15 protein-coding genes are annotated in these 14,313 nt (G+C 45.3%); 10 read left to right on the plus strand and 5 right to left on the minus strand.

Annotated elements, in window-relative coordinates:
* Nucleotides 1-6 precede the first annotated feature (6 nt).
* Nucleotides 7-492, minus strand: a complete 486-nt coding sequence (gene smpB / locus ACHUFZ_RS10070; protein WP_394127073.1) for an SsrA-binding protein SmpB — start codon at nucleotides 490-492, stop codon at nucleotides 7-9.
* A 118-nt stretch (nucleotides 493-610) separates the two neighbouring features.
* Between smpB and ACHUFZ_RS10075 the strand changes: the two genes are divergently transcribed.
* The gene (locus ACHUFZ_RS10075; RefSeq protein WP_053440574.1) at nucleotides 611-1,054 is read left to right on the plus strand and encodes an SRPBCC family protein; all 444 of its coding nucleotides are present in this window, start codon (nucleotides 611-613) and stop codon (nucleotides 1,052-1,054) included.
* Complete coding sequence (locus ACHUFZ_RS10080) at nucleotides 1,044-1,397, plus strand: RnfH family protein (RefSeq protein WP_134836935.1); 354 nt, start codon at nucleotides 1,044-1,046, stop codon at nucleotides 1,395-1,397. Before ACHUFZ_RS10075 ends, ACHUFZ_RS10080 begins: the two co-directional genes overlap by 11 nt.
* A gap of 283 nt (nucleotides 1,398-1,680) precedes the next feature.
* Here the strand turns inward: ACHUFZ_RS10080 and bamE are convergent, their stop codons facing one another.
* The 3 genes from bamE to nadK all read right to left on the minus strand — a co-directional run bounded on the left by bamE (nucleotide 1,681) and on the right by nadK (nucleotide 4,961).
* Nucleotides 1,681-2,040: an outer membrane protein assembly factor BamE gene (gene bamE, locus ACHUFZ_RS10085; protein ID WP_053440572.1), complete on the minus strand. Its 360-nt coding sequence runs from the start codon at nucleotides 2,038-2,040 to the stop codon at nucleotides 1,681-1,683.
* Between the two features lie 175 nt (nucleotides 2,041-2,215).
* Nucleotides 2,216-3,880: a DNA repair protein RecN gene (gene recN, locus ACHUFZ_RS10090; protein WP_394127074.1), complete on the minus strand. Its 1,665-nt coding sequence runs from the start codon at nucleotides 3,878-3,880 to the stop codon at nucleotides 2,216-2,218.
* 196 nt (nucleotides 3,881-4,076) lie between these two features.
* On the minus strand, nucleotides 4,077-4,961 hold the full coding sequence (gene nadK / locus ACHUFZ_RS10095) for an NAD(+) kinase (RefSeq protein WP_053440569.1): 885 nt from the start codon (nucleotides 4,959-4,961) through the stop codon (nucleotides 4,077-4,079).
* Nucleotides 4,962-5,105: 144 nt separating this feature from the next.
* Here nadK and grpE point away from each other — a divergent pair, with 144 nt between their 5' ends.
* The 4 genes from grpE (at nucleotide 5,106) to dnaJ (ending at nucleotide 10,913) form a co-directional block, all read left to right on the plus strand.
* The gene (gene grpE / locus ACHUFZ_RS10100; RefSeq protein WP_134836939.1) at nucleotides 5,106-5,702 is read left to right on the plus strand and encodes a nucleotide exchange factor GrpE; all 597 of its coding nucleotides are present in this window, start codon (nucleotides 5,106-5,108) and stop codon (nucleotides 5,700-5,702) included.
* 282 nt (nucleotides 5,703-5,984) lie between these two features.
* Nucleotides 5,985-7,256, plus strand: a complete 1,272-nt coding sequence (locus ACHUFZ_RS10105) for a dicarboxylate/amino acid:cation symporter (protein ID WP_394127333.1) — start codon at nucleotides 5,985-5,987, stop codon at nucleotides 7,254-7,256.
* A gap of 329 nt (nucleotides 7,257-7,585) precedes the next feature.
* Nucleotides 7,586-9,499 (plus strand): molecular chaperone DnaK, encoded by a 1,914-nt coding sequence (gene dnaK, locus ACHUFZ_RS10110; protein ID WP_394127075.1) that lies wholly within the window; start codon nucleotides 7,586-7,588, stop codon nucleotides 9,497-9,499.
* Between the two features lie 268 nt (nucleotides 9,500-9,767).
* Nucleotides 9,768-10,913, plus strand: coding sequence for a molecular chaperone DnaJ (dnaJ, locus tag ACHUFZ_RS10115; RefSeq protein ID WP_394127076.1), 1,146 nt, complete (start codon nucleotides 9,768-9,770; stop codon nucleotides 10,911-10,913).
* Between the two features lie 47 nt (nucleotides 10,914-10,960).
* Here the strand turns inward: dnaJ and ACHUFZ_RS10120 are convergent, their stop codons facing one another.
* The gene (locus ACHUFZ_RS10120) at nucleotides 10,961-11,392 is read right to left on the minus strand and encodes a type IV pilin protein (RefSeq protein ID WP_394127077.1); all 432 of its coding nucleotides are present in this window, start codon (nucleotides 11,390-11,392) and stop codon (nucleotides 10,961-10,963) included.
* A gap of 101 nt (nucleotides 11,393-11,493) precedes the next feature.
* On the opposite strand from ACHUFZ_RS10120, the gene ACHUFZ_RS10125 reads away from it, so the two are divergent.
* From ACHUFZ_RS10125 to ACHUFZ_RS10140, 4 genes are read left to right on the plus strand one after another with little or no spacing between them, the layout of a single operon-like run.
* The gene (locus ACHUFZ_RS10125; protein WP_394127078.1) at nucleotides 11,494-12,000 is read left to right on the plus strand and encodes a Tfp pilus assembly protein FimT/FimU; all 507 of its coding nucleotides are present in this window, start codon (nucleotides 11,494-11,496) and stop codon (nucleotides 11,998-12,000) included.
* Nucleotides 11,981-12,631, plus strand: coding sequence for a PilW family protein (locus ACHUFZ_RS10130; RefSeq protein WP_394127079.1), 651 nt, complete (start codon nucleotides 11,981-11,983; stop codon nucleotides 12,629-12,631). Before ACHUFZ_RS10125 ends, ACHUFZ_RS10130 begins: the two co-directional genes overlap by 20 nt.
* The gene (locus tag ACHUFZ_RS10135) at nucleotides 12,628-13,872 is read left to right on the plus strand and encodes a hypothetical protein (protein ID WP_394127080.1); all 1,245 of its coding nucleotides are present in this window, start codon (nucleotides 12,628-12,630) and stop codon (nucleotides 13,870-13,872) included. The genes ACHUFZ_RS10130 and ACHUFZ_RS10135 overlap by 4 nt, the downstream gene beginning before the upstream one ends.
* On the plus strand, nucleotides 13,862-14,284 hold the full coding sequence (locus tag ACHUFZ_RS10140) for a type IV pilus modification PilV family protein (protein WP_394127081.1): 423 nt from the start codon (nucleotides 13,862-13,864) through the stop codon (nucleotides 14,282-14,284). The genes ACHUFZ_RS10135 and ACHUFZ_RS10140 overlap by 11 nt, the downstream gene beginning before the upstream one ends.
* The last annotated feature ends 29 nt before the right edge of the window (nucleotides 14,285-14,313 follow it).

Genomic DNA, 14,313 nt, shown 5'->3' on the forward strand with positions numbered 1-14,313 from the left:
TCAATATTAGCGCAGTGAACTCTTCATTACGCGCGCTTTTTCACGAGCCCAATCTTTTTCTTTAAGATCAGTACGTTTATCGTGCAGCTTCTTACCTTTCGCGACACCGATTTTCATCTTCACCCAAGAGCGAGACCAGTATAGTGAAAGCGCAGCTAACGTCATGCCTTCGCGGTTGATACGACCCAGTAGGTTGTCCAGTTCGCGGCGGCTTAAAAGTAGTTTACGTACACGAGTCGGGTTAGCGACAACGTGCGTAGATGCTTGTTGAAGTGGAGTGATGGTCATGCCACTGACAAAAGCTTCACCGTCACGCATAAAGACGTAGCTTTCTGCGATATTCGCTTTGCCTTGACGAAGTGACTTAACTTCCCAGCCTTGTAGCTCCATGCCGGCTTCAATTTCATCGTCGATAAAATATTCGTGGCGAGCTTTCTTATTAACAGCGATGGTATTGCTACCCGCTTTTTGTTTAGATTTTTTCTTTGCCATAATAGCTGCATTATACGGTTAGGATTTAAGTTAGGAAATCCCTTTATTTGCGCTGAGTGCAAATAAAAGTAAAATTGCATCATGCTTGAGGTTCGAGCAGATGTTAAGAGGAATCAATATGAAGCAAGTCAGCCGTTCTGCACTGGTGTCATTTAGTGCCGAGCAGATGTTCAATCTAGTGAATGATGTAGCCAGCTACCCAGAGTTTCTGCCGGGTTGCTCAGGCTCACGTGTGATTGAGTCGAGTGCAGGAGCTATGGTCGCTTCAGTTGATGTAGCAAAAGCAGGGATCAGCAAAACATTTACCACGTCGAATGAGTTGGTAGATTGCGAGGCGATCATCATGAACCTTGTTGATGGTCCTTTTAAAACCCTCAAAGGCGGTTGGTTCTTTACGCCACTCGATGAGCAAGCTTGCAAAGTTGAGCTGAAACTTGAATTTGAGTTTTCAAGCAAGATGATCGAAATGGCATTTGGTAAGGTTTTTAATGAATTGACTAACAACATGGTCAATGCATTTACTAAGCGTGCAAAACAGGTGTACCCAGCTTATGAGTATTGAGTCTGACATGATTCATGTTGAGGTGGTTTATGCGCTTCCTCAAGAGCAGCGTGTGTTCACGCTGGTGGTCAATAAAGAGATGACGGTAGAAGAGATCATCGCGCAATCAGGCGTGTTAGAGATCTATCCAGAAATTGACTTGAAAGAGAACAAAGTCGGTGTGTTTAGCCGCAATGTGAAATTGAACGCGACCGTTCACGATAAAGATCGTATTGAAATTTATCGTCCTCTTTTGGCTGATCCAAAAGAAATTCGTCGTAAACGCGCAGAACAAGCTAAAGCGTCTGGCGCTGCTGATCCTGTGACTGGTGGCAAGAAGAATCCGTTAAGGAAGGAAGGTTAGGCTAGGAGAGCGGCCTGCGCCCTACGAGATACGAGAACACTACGTTCCGAGAGTCGATACTGGACAGTGCCCTTCGAGAGCAGAGCGACGCTATATACCGTCATTCCCTAGACTGACGAAGGAAGGAGTAGGGAATCTCCATAAGCCATCGACTTGCTTTAAGAGATCCCCAACTCACTCATTCTTCGTTCTTGAGGATGACAGCTTAATTTATTGAAATGAAAAGGGTTGATGCTTACACATCAACCCTTAATTTTTTCTCGATAAGCGATGACTTGTTCGATTAGTTAATACTTTCGAAAAAATCAGAACTTGCTGGGAAGTCTCCGGTGATATCAACTAACTGGCCGTTGCCATTGAAGTTGACGATCAGGTTCTTCTGGATCGAATCGTTGTGGCCTTCAGTGTGGTGATAAATGTAGTACCACGTATCTGGGTAGCCATTTTCGACCAACATAGGTGAGCCCATGACGTAACGAACTTGTTCTTTAGTCATGCCAAATTTCAACTGCTCTACAGCAGATTGCTCAACATAGTTACCTTGGTTGATATCAATACGATATACCAGCTTTTCTAGTAGGGAGCAGCCTGTCAACATTGTCATAGCGAGTGGTACTGCGATAAGCCACTTTTTCAATTGCATACTTAAATTCTTGTAACTGATAAATTCTTAAACTCAGCCGATAATAAACAAGCTAGGCGCTAAAGTAAAAAGCTGAACGTGTTTTGAATTGTTTCAGACCATGATTTTTGAATTTGGTTGCAAAGTCGAGTCAAAATTCTTAAACAAAAGGAACTTTGACTCGATGTGGTGATGTTTATGCCGCGATTAGCAGTTCTTTCGCATTGGCCAATGTCGAATCGGTGATTTGGCTACCGCCGAGCAAGCGAGCTAACTCTGATACACGTTGCTCGTTATCTAGGCGGCGCATTTGAGTTTCGGTTTTGCCAGCTTTGGTTTGTTTGGCGACAAAGAGTTGTTGGTGACCACAGCCCGCAACTTGCGGTAAGTGGGTCACACACATGACTTGGGTTGATTCACCCAGCTTACGTAGCATTTTGCCTACTACTGCGGCTGTTGGGCCGCTGATACCTACATCCACTTCATCGAAGATAAGACTTGGTGTGTCGACTTTTTGCGCGGTGATGACTTGTATCGCAAGAGAAATACGCGACAGCTCACCACCCGAAGCCACTTTAGCGATAGGCTGCATTGGTTGACCTGGGTTGGTTGAGACCACAAAGCACACTGAGTCCATACCAAGTGGTGAAGGGTGTGTACCTTCGTTGTTCACTTCAATACTAAACTGGGCTTTTTCCATACTCAGTTCATGCATACTTGCCGTAATCAGCTTGTTGAGTTCTTTCGCGTAACGCAGGCGAGACTTGTGCAGTTTCTCTGCCGCGGTTAGGAAGCTTTGGTATTTTGCCTCAACTTCTTGTTCTAGCTCTTCAAGTTTTTCATCTGAACAATCTAGCGCTTCAATCTGGCTTAGCAAGTCTTGATGGTGTTGGTACAGCTCGTCTGGCATAACGTGGTGCTTTCTCGCCATCGACATCACTTTAGAGAAACGCTCTTCAACATAAGCCATGCGCGCAGGATCTACGTCGATATTATCAAGGTAATTACGCAGTTCACCGTTGGCTTCTTCAAGCTGAATGATCGCTTCCGCCACCATGTTTGGCAGCTCTGCGAGTTTTTCGTCGAGTTCCGCCAATTGAATTAGGGAGTGATTGGCTGTTTGCAAAATACCAAGCGCGTTAACTTCTTCACCTTCGTAAATAAGTTCGATCGCTTGTTGGCAGGTAGAGGCAAGCTCGCCACTGTTGGATAAGCGTTTATGTTCTTGTTCGAGTTCTTCATATTCGTCCTCTCCAAGTGATAGCTCGTTTAGCTCTTTAATTTGGTATTCAAGTAGCTGCTTTTGAGCCAAGTTTGCCGCACTGTTTTCTTTTAGCTGCTTGAGGTTGTTATCTGCCTGTCGCCATGACTGGTAAGCATTGCGAGTGCTTTTTAGCAGATTAGAATGCCCAGCGTATTGGTCGAGCATGGCCATTTGATATTCGCTTTTCATCAATTGATGATGCGCATGTTGGCCATGAATATTGATCAGTAGCTGCCCTAAAGATTTAAGCTGTGAAAGGGGAACAGGGCTGCCATTGATGAATGCGCGAGAGCGACCTTCTTTGCTGATGATGCGGCGCAAAATACAGTCGCTGCCATCTAGCAGGTCGTTATCTTCTAACCAACGAGTGGCATTAATATTGTTCTCTAAAGAGAAAGCGGCGCTAACTTCGGTTTTCTCTTCACCTTGTCGCACCATGCTGGCTTCCGCGCGCCCGCCTAAACATAAACCAAGAGCGTCAATGGCGATGGATTTACCCGCGCCTGTTTCACCCGTGATGGTCGTCATTCCTTTGGATAGCTCTAGCTGTAGAGACTTAACAATTGCAAAATTATTAACACTTAGATGAGCCAGCATTTTGTTGTACCTGTTTAAATGAACAATACTGTATATAAGCTCAGTATATACTGTTTCTTTATACAGTAAAGTGACAGGTGAAAATTTTTGTGAAGAGGATCAGAGTTGGCGTTTCAAGACGTTAAGTGATGGCGCATACAACGAATACAAAAAAGCCGACGCTAATGGTCGGCTTCTAATAATGGTTTGATAGTACTTAAAACAACTTACTCGACCAACCGAGCTTGTTACGCAGTACGTGATAGTAGCTGTAATCTTTCGGGTGGATCAGCTTAAGCACATTTGGGCTTTGGTAAATATGCACTTCATCGCCCGGTGACACAGGTAAAGAGACCTGACCGTCACAGCCAACTTCTTGGGTGCCGCGGTTATCTGGCGACACAATCAGCTTAATATGGCGTTTGCTGTCTACTACCAACGGGCGGCTTGATAGCGTGTGCGGGAACATTGGCACCAGTGAAATCGCATTGAGGCTAGGGGATAAAATCGGGCCGCCACCAGATAGAGAATAAGCCGTTGAGCCGGTTGGCGTCGAAACAATCAAACCATCGGCACGTAGTGAAAACGCGAAGCTATCATCGATGTACACTTCGAACTCAATCATGTGCGCGACTTGTCCTGGGTGAAGAACTGCTTCGTTTAATGCCGCGTTATGGCTTTTAACTTGCCCATGGCGATGCACTTCAGCTTCAAGTAGAAAACGCTCTTCTTCAAAAAACTCGCCTTCTAGCACTTTTTTGAGTGACGTTTGGAAATCTTCTGGGTTGAGGTCGGTAAGAAAGCCAAGGTTGCCGCGGTTGACACCGATAACGGAAATATCGAAGCGAGAAAGAACACGAGCTGCGCCTAGCATATTGCCGTCACCGCCTACGACGATTGCAAGGTCGGCGCTGCGGCCCAACTGAATCAGACTGGCAAAGTCATCTTTTGGAATATCATCTAAGATTTCGCTTAGGCGGTCGTCGATATAGACCTTATAACCTTCTGATCTCAGCCAAGTATAAAGCTCTCGATGAGTCGCAATAGCTTGCTGATCTCTTGGTTTTCCAATGATGGCGATCACTTGAAAAGGTTTTTTCATAGGTTTTACGTACCAAATAGGCTTGAATCGTCAATCTTCATCCCCATAATAATGGCAAGTTAGCTATTTATGCGAATTTTTGTGTATCTCAATACGATAAACGTGATGTATTGAGTACCAGTAGATGTGAATTCTGGAGATATCATGAGCAACGAAGAAAACAAAGTTACTGAAGAAGAGCTGGATCAAATCATCCAAGAGGCAGAGAAAGTAGAAGCTGCGGCTCAAGAAGCGGAAGCTGAGCTTGAGGAAGTTGGTGATGAGAAAGACGTTAAGATTGCTCAACTAGAAGCCGCTCTACTTTCAAGCGAAACGAAAGTAAAAGAGCAGCAAGACGGTGTGCTACGTGCAAAAGCTGAAGTAGAAAACATGCGTCGCCGTACTGAGACTGAAATTGATAAGGCGCGTAAATACGCTTTAAACAAGTTTTCAGAAGAGCTATTGCCAGTTATTGATAACCTTGAGCGTGCTATCCAAGCGGCAGACACTGAAAATGAAGCAGTAAAACCGCTGCTTGAAGGTGTTGAACTGACGCACAAAACGTTTGTTGATACGGTTTCTAAGTTTGGTCTAAAAGAGATCAACCCAGAAGGTGAAGTATTCAACCCTGAATTGCATCAAGCAATGTCAATTCAAGAAAGCCCTGACCATGAGTCAAACACAGTTATGTTCGTTATGCAGAAAGGCTACGAGCTAAACGGTCGTGTAATTCGCCCGGCAATGGTTATGGTAGCTAAATAATTCTACTTAGATCTAAGTTTTGAAAAGAGAGTCCTACGGGGCTCTCTTTTTTTATGTGCTAGAAAAGGCAAATGGAGCAAATATAAATGATTGATGCAGAGAATAATTTTGATACATAAGTTTAATATAAAATTTATTTCCAATGAGAAAGTTGTAACACTATCGTAAACAAAGTCTTTATTTTGTAACCTTTGTGTGTATTATGTGCGAACTCTGCCGAGAAAATTGGCGGAATTAACTATAAAACCATAAATAATAAACACAACATTCTGGAGATGAATGATGGATAAATCGCTTTCAAGCAAGATATTTGTAGGCTTGTTTGCTGGTCTACTGATCGGTACCGCAATTCAGTACTTGTTCAGTGGGATCGCTATCTTCGATACATACCTGTTAGGTGCTGCGGAAGGCGCTGGTGGTATGTTTGTATCTTTGATTAAGCTGCTAGTTGTTCCTTTAGTCTACGTATCTATCGTATGTGGTATCGTAGATCTGAAAGACATCACTGCATTTGGTCGTCTTGGTGGTAAAACCTTTGCTCTATACATTATTAACACCATCATCGCGATTACCGCTGCTCTAACGGTTGGTCTTATCTTCCAACCGGGTGCAGACGCAAACCTAGCGGGTACGATTTCAGAAACGGTTAAGCTAACCACAACTGAAACACCTGATATCTTCTCATTGGTAGTGAACATCGTACCAAGCAACCCTGTGCAGGCGTTTGCTAACGGTGACATGCTACAAATCATCTTTATGGCAATCCTGACAGGTCTTGCTATTCAAGCGCTTGATTCACGTGGTGGCCCTGCTATCCGTACGTTCAAGATGGCTAATGAAATCATGATGAAGCTAGTTGGTCTAGTAATGAGCCTAGCGCCGTTTGGTGTATTCGCGCTGATGATTCAACTAGGTGCAACACTTGACGCAAATACGCTAATGTCTGTTGCAGGCTACGTAGCGTTAGTTGTATCAATGCTGGTTTTCTGGATTTTCGTTTTCTACCCAACAGCGGTAGGCATCGCGACAGGTACTTCTCCAAAGACGTTCCTACGTGCAACACGTGAGCAGATCCTATTCTCGCTATCAACAGCAAGCTCGAACGCGACGATTCCTGTAACAATGCGTACTTTGACTGAGAAGCTGCAAGTTTCTAAGTCAGTGGCAGGCTTTGGTGTACCACTAGGTGCAACCATGAACATGTCTGGTGTATCTATCTACATCGCTCTAGCAACTATCTTTGTGGCGAACGCGTTTGGTCAGCCTATCAACACTGCTGACGTGTTCACTCTTGGTCTAACTATCCTTCTGCTATCAATTGGTGCAGGTGGTGTACCAGGCGGCGGCGTGGTTATGGTTGGTGTTCTTCTTCACCAACTAGGTCTTCCACCAGAAGGTCTTGCAATCATCGCAGCGGTAGACCGTATTAATGATATGTTCTGTACTTCTTCTAACGTAGTCGGTGACACAGCGGTAAACACTATCGTTGCTAAATCTGAAGGCGAAATCGGTAAAGAAGAAGTGGAAGTAGAAGGCAAGCCAGTAGAAGTTTAATCTTCAAAGCTCCCAAACATTAAAAGCGAGTCCTAAGGCTCGCTTTTTTGTTTTTTCAGCTGGGGAAATGCGCATTAACGATATGATTGTCGGTCATTCCATAGAGCGAAGAATGAGCGAGTAGGGAATCTCTCGAAGTTATCAGCCAATCTTTTTTCATTTTTTTTCAATCTTTCCCTTGAAAAGCCATTTGCCGCCCTTATCTATGTGGCATACGAGAAGCAAACATCCACATTTTTGTTTGTGAGCAAGGGTTGAAACCCGATTCTCCATCCCCCACATAGGGGATATAGCAAAACGAAAATAGAAAATTATTCGGAGATAGCCTGATGGGTAAAATCATTGGTATTGACTTAGGTACTACTAACTCATGTGTTGCTGTACTAGACGGCGACAAACCACGTGTAATCGAGAACGCAGAAGGTGAGCGTACAACGGCATCTGTTGTTGCTTACACAGACGGCGAAACGCTAGTAGGCCAACCAGCTAAACGTCAAGCGGTTACTAACCCAACAAACACGCTATTTGCAATTAAGCGTCTTATTGGTCGTCGCTTTGAAGACGAAGAAGTTCAGCGCGACATCGAAATCATGCCTTACAAAATCGTTAAGGCTGACAACGGTGACGCTTGGGTAGAAGCACAAGGCCAAAAAATGGCGGCTCCTCAAGTTTCAGCTGAAATCCTGAAGAAAATGAAGAAAACAGCTGAAGACTTCCTTGGTGAGGAAGTAACTGGCGCTGTTGTTACTGTACCTGCTTACTTCAACGATGCTCAGCGTCAAGCAACTAAAGATGCTGGCCGTATCGCAGGTCTAGATGTTAAACGTATCATCAACGAACCAACGGCTGCTGCTCTAGCATACGGTCTAGACAAGCAAGGCGGCGATCGCACTATCGCGGTATACGACCTTGGTGGTGGTACATTCGATATCTCAATCATCGAAATCGACGAAGTTGAAGGCGAGAAGACTTTTGAAGTACTAGCAACTAACGGTGACACTCACCTTGGTGGTGAAGACTTTGATAACCGCATGATCAACTACCTAGTAGAAGAGTTTAAGAAAGAGCAAGGCATCGATCTTAAGGCTGATCCACTAGCTATGCAGCGTGTTAAAGAAGCAGCAGAAAAAGCGAAAATCGAGCTTTCTTCTACTTCTCAAACTGACGTAAACCTACCTTACGTTACTGCGGATGCAACTGGTCCTAAGCACATGAACGTTAAAGTGACTCGTGCGAAACTAGAGTCTCTAGTTGAAGACCTAGTTCAACGTTCTCTTGAGCCTCTAAAAGTTGCTCTAGCTGACGCTGACCTATCTGTAGGCGATATCACTGACGTTATCCTAGTAGGTGGTCAGACTCGTATGCCTATGGTTCAAGCTAAAGTTGCTGAGTTCTTCGGTAAAGAAGCTCGCCGTGACGTGAACCCTGATGAAGCAGTAGCAATGGGTGCTGCAGTTCAAGGTGGTGTACTAGCTGGTGATGTTAAAGACGTACTTCTACTAGACGTTACTCCTCTATCTTTCGGTATCGAAACGATGGGCGGTGTAATGACTAAGCTAATCGAGAAGAACACAACTATCCCTACTAAAGCGGACCAAGTGTTCTCTACAGCTGAAGACAACCAGAGCGCGGTAACTATCCACGTACTACAAGGTGAGCGTAAGCAAGCGACTTACAACAAGTCTCTTGGTCAGTTCAACCTAGAAGGTATTCAGCCAGCACCACGTGGCATGCCACAAATCGAAGTAACGTTCGACTTAGATGCTGACGGTATCCTAAACGTATCTGCGAAAGATAAAGCGACTGGTAAAGAGCAGAAGATCACTATCCAAGCTTCTGGCGGTCTATCAGACGAAGAAATCGAGAAAATGGTACAAGAAGCAGAAGCTAACAAAGAAGCGGACAAGAAGTTCGAAGAGTTAGTAACTGCACGTAACCAAGCTGACCAAATGATTCACGGTACTCGTAAGCAAATCGAAGAAGCTGGCGAAGCTCTTCCTGCTGACGAGAAAGAGAAAATTGAAGCAGCTATCACTGAGCTGGAAGAAGCTCGTAAGGGTGAAGACAAAGAAGCGATCGACGCTAAAGTTCAAGCTCTTATGGCAGCAGCTCAGAAGCTAATGGAAATCGCTCAGCAGCAAGCTCAAGCTCAACAAGCAGGCGCGGAAGCAGGTGAACAGCCTAAGCAAGACGACGATGTTGTAGACGCAGAGTTTGAAGAAGTTAAAGAAGACAAGAAGTAATTTCTTCACAGAGTGACTTGATTTCGTTGTCGGAAGTGCTCATTTATACTTATAAATTCCGCGCTTCCTCTTAGAACTCAAGTCATCTGTTTTGAAATTGGTCCTGACTTAATGCGGGCGTTTGGGGAAACTCACACGCCCGTATGTTTGTAAATAACTGTCCTTCCAGATAAGCACTTTTGTTTAAAGCCTTTATCTAGAATGATACAAACACCAAGCGGTGGTCGACTAACCCACTGTTTGCAGTACTACATTGGTGACGAAGAACATGTCAAAACGTGATTTTTACGAAGTATTAGGCGTAAGCCGCGATGCATCAGAGCGCGATATTAAGAAAGCGTACAAGCGCTTAGCGATGAAATTCCACCCAGACCGCAATCAGGGTGATGACAGCGCTGCAGAAAAGTTTAAAGAAGTAAAAGTAGCGTACGAAATTCTTACTGACGCTCAAAAACGTGCAGCTTACGACCAGTATGGTCACGCAGCCTTTGAACAAGGTGGCATGGGCGGCGGTGGCGGCTTCGGTGGTGGCGGTGCAGATTTTGGCGATATCTTCGGTGATGTATTCGGTGATATTTTTGGTGGCGGTCGTCGTGGTGGCGGTGGTCATCGCGCACAACGTGGTGCTGACCTACGTTACAACATGGAACTAACGCTAGAAGAAGCGGTTCGTGGTGTATCGAAAGAGATCCAAGTACCAACTCTGGTTGAGTGTGATACGTGTGACGGCAGCGGCGCAGAGAAAGGCTCTTCAGCTGAGACTTGTGGCACCTGTCACGGTCACGGCCAAGTGCAAATGCGTCAAGGTTTCTTCGCGGTTCAGCAAACCTGTCCTACCTGTCACGGTAAAGGTAAGATCATTAAGAACCCATGTAAGTCATGTCATGGTCAAGGTCGCAAACAGAAAACCAAAACACTTAATGTTAAGATTCCTGCAGGCGTGGATACTGGCGATCGTATTCGTCTATCTGGCGAAGGTGAAGCGGGTGAGCACGGCGCACCAGCAGGCGATCTATATGTACAAGTACACGTAAAAGAGCACCATATCTTCGAACGTGACGGCAATAACCTTTACTGTGAAGTGCCAGTGAGCTTTGCGATGGCGGCACTAGGTGGTGAAGTTGAAGTTCCTACGCTTGATGGCCGTGTGAACCTGAAAGTGCCTTCTGAAACGCAAACTAGTCGCATGTTCCGTATGCGTGGTAAGGGTGTGAAAGGCGTTCGTGGCGGCGGTATTGGTGACTTAATCGTTAAGCTAGTGGTTGAGACTCCGGTTAACCTAAGCTCTCGCCAGAAAGAACTGCTGAAAGAGTTTGAAGAGTCTTGTGGTGGTGAAGCAGCGACCAAGCATAAGCCAAAATCGGAAGGTTTCTTCAACGGCGTTAAGAAATTCTTTGACGACCTAACCAGCTAATTTGTGATTCAAATTTGATTGAAAAGCCTGCCTCTGTGCAGGCTTTTTTATTGCCAGCAATTACTTGGCGTATGTTGCCCAATGTTGTTGAGCGTCAGTTCACTATAGGTAGTGCCGGCACATTCATCCTTGGTTTGACTGCCCTTTGCCGTAGCGATAATGGTATAGCTTGTTATCGCTGATGAGATAGACAGTTCAAACTGATCTTGGTCTAGGTTGCAAAAGTTACACACGCCTCCGGGTAGAACCGCTTGCGCCGCAGAGACATAGCTACCGTGGTAATTCCTTTCAAGTTCTAGCTGTATTTTGGCTAAGTCGCTCAATGCGGCTATTCGATGCGCTTTTAGAACATGCTGCTGATAGTTCGGGTAGGCGATACTTGCCAATACAGCGATAATGGCCACGACCAAGATTAGCTCGATCAGTGTCATTCCCTTTACTTCTTTTTTGCGTAATTTACAGCTATTTTTTCGAATCATTCCCAACGCTTCCCTTTGATTTTCCGCCCATTTTTATTAGCTGATAGCATGGGTTCAAGAAGGAAAAGTGCCTCACACGGCTTTACATAGGAAACTGGGAAATGTCTCGCGGGTTTACACTCCTTGAGTTAGTCATCACCTTAACAGTGCTGGGTGTTTTGCTCGCAACCGCGGCTCCCAACTTTTCAGTGATGGTTCGGGATGCTCAAATCAGGCGCTTTGCAGGTGAGCTGCACAACTATTTGATCCAAGCAAAATCAGAGGCAGTGTGGAGAAACCAAAGTCTTTGGGCACATATCTCTGTGGCGACGAACCCAAGCCCTGCCGGGGAGTGGAAACTTACTGTAACCGATTCTGATACCAACAATACCGGTACTGAACTGCTTGTTTTAAATGGTGAGGCCTATCGTCATATCGTTCTATTTTCAGGCTATACCTCTGACCAAATTAAGTTCGATGGTACGCGAGGAAAAGTCAAAGATGGTCATCTCAAGTTTTATATAGAGGGGCAAACAAGCAAGGTATTAAGGCTAAAGAGTGCTTACGCGGCAAGCCGAATCGTCATTTGTGGTGAGGGAGGGGCATGGTTTGGCTATCCGAGTTGCTAACCGCAGTCTGCAAGTGGGAGGTTCTTTGATTGAGCTGCTGGTTTCTTCATTAATTGGAGTCATGGCGATTGGCTTAGTTGGCACTATTTATCTTACAGGTCAGAAGCTGGCCGTTGAACGGACGAAAGTGCTGTTGCTGACTCAGAACATATCGAGTGTGGTTCAGCAGATTAAAGAGGATGTTCAACGAGCAGGCTTTGACGGAGTAGATTCCAGTTCGTTGCTTTTATCAGGTGCGCTAAGCAGTATCCATTTATATCCAAGCTCGGATTTGCTCGGTTATACCTATCGCGTCGCTTCATCAGGCAGTCATGCGTTTCGCAGTGTGGTGTATAAAAGGGAAGCTGCTTTGACTTCTACGCAAGGCGATATGCTTAAGGTGTGTGAAAAGCATTCTCCGTTGCCATTGACAGTCTCAGCAGCAAGCTTATCTGGCAGCGGTGGCTATTGTTTTAATCTCTTCGATCCTAAGCAGATCTCAATCTCTCGCTTTGAAGTGGAATCAAAGCCTGTGTCCGGCAATAGTGCATCAAGTCAATGGGTAAGCTTGTTCGTTGCAGGTCATTTGGTGTTGGACCCGAGTGTTGAGTATCAAACTCGCATCGAGCTGTTGCAGAGAAACTGGCAATGAGAGGCGTGCATCAGCGAGGGATTGTGACCTTGATGGTTGTGTCGATAATGCTAGCCGCGGCGTTGATGCTGACATTGAGCTCCTATAAGTCAGTTTTCTATCAAATCAAACGTGCGCAAAATGAACTCAAAGATCGGCAAGCTCATTGGCAAGTTGAGGGAGGTGTAGAGTGTCTTTATGCCTATATATCCGCAGCACCTTCGCAGCTTAATATGCTTTCTTCGGCGGTGAATACGCTACTGGATGATATTTGTAAAACGGATTTGAATCTAACTGAATTCTACAGTTATCCCGTCGGTACTGATCGCTATGTGATTCGTGCTAAAAGTGACAGTCACGCCATTACCAAGCAGTTTTTATATGCCGCGAAAACCGGACTGGGTGCGATTCAAACCACGGCCGATCTTAGGATTAGAGGCAGTGCTGAGATTGCGCCCGATGTTCCTAGAAGCAAAAACTCAGCAGGAACGTATGACTGTATTGCGGTGCGGTATAAACACCAAGTGAGTTACCAAACGACCACCTCTTCGGATCTGCTCATAACTCGAGATCCTACAGCGGGGGCTCCTTACAGCGGTTTTAACGGCGAGTGCACTAATACACATAAAACCGCTAACTCAGTCAGTGGCAATACCTCAGTCGATATCGGCCTGTTTAAACAAGACTACAAACAAGACACTGGCCTTGAGCCATTTAAAAATTACTTTGGTTTGGACAAAACGTCCAGCAACCTTGCAGAGGTGAAAAGTCATTATCAAGTGGTATCGCTAGCAACGGTTGTTGACGGTCATGATTGCGCTGATGTGATTCAAACTCACTCTAATGCAGGAGTGCAAAAACTATGGATCGAGGGGCACTGCATTATTGACTCGCCAGTCATTATTCATGGCGCTTACTCTCTTGTGGTGGAAAACGGCTTGTTTGCTGCGCATGGCTCGATGGTGTTTGAAGGCTCTATCTATCATATGGTGGATATGACATCGAGTGAGTTCTCCCTAGCTAATATCGCGAGTTATTGGAATGACGTCTCTTTCAAAGCGGCAATTCAAAGTTATTTAGGCCCAGCAACCGTCTACTTTGATAACGGCGCTTTTAAGCCGAAAGGTGGGATGATGTTTGATGCAGAAGGCGCTGAAGTTGTACTAAACGGCTCATATAGCATCGACTACTCATCTGCAAATAGCTTGAGTAATCCACCTAAGGTACTGACATGGCTTGCCGGGAGTTGGAATGTTGAATAAACAAAGTGGCTTCAGCTTATTGGAAGTGCTGATCGCGTTTTTATTGATTGGAGTGGCTGCGCTGGGTCTTATAAAAATGCAGTCGTACGTAGAGCAGCGGGCAGACTTTGCTCTCAATAGTCACCAAGCACTTAATTTAGCTGAGCGTAAGTTGGAGTGGTTTCGAACTAGAGGTGCATCAGCTGCGCTTTCTAGTCTGCCGGTAGCGGACTTTTCATCACTGACAAGTGGTAGCGATACAACCAGCTATGCTCCCTACGTGCTGCGCTGGTCGATATCGGTTCCTAGCATGTCTCTTTCGTCATCATTAAAAAGCATTTCGGTAACGGCAGAGTGGAGCGATCGAGTCGGCGTTACTCAGTCAGTGACGGTGAAATCTATGCTATCTAGTCATAGCGAATTTGATATGTAATTAGGTGCATTTTTGTCTGAGTGATTAAG

Origin of the sequence: Vibrio hepatarius (assembly GCF_043642085.1) — a bacterium.
In the GTDB taxonomy this organism is placed as follows: Bacteria; Pseudomonadota; Gammaproteobacteria; order Enterobacterales; family Vibrionaceae; genus Vibrio; species Vibrio hepatarius_C.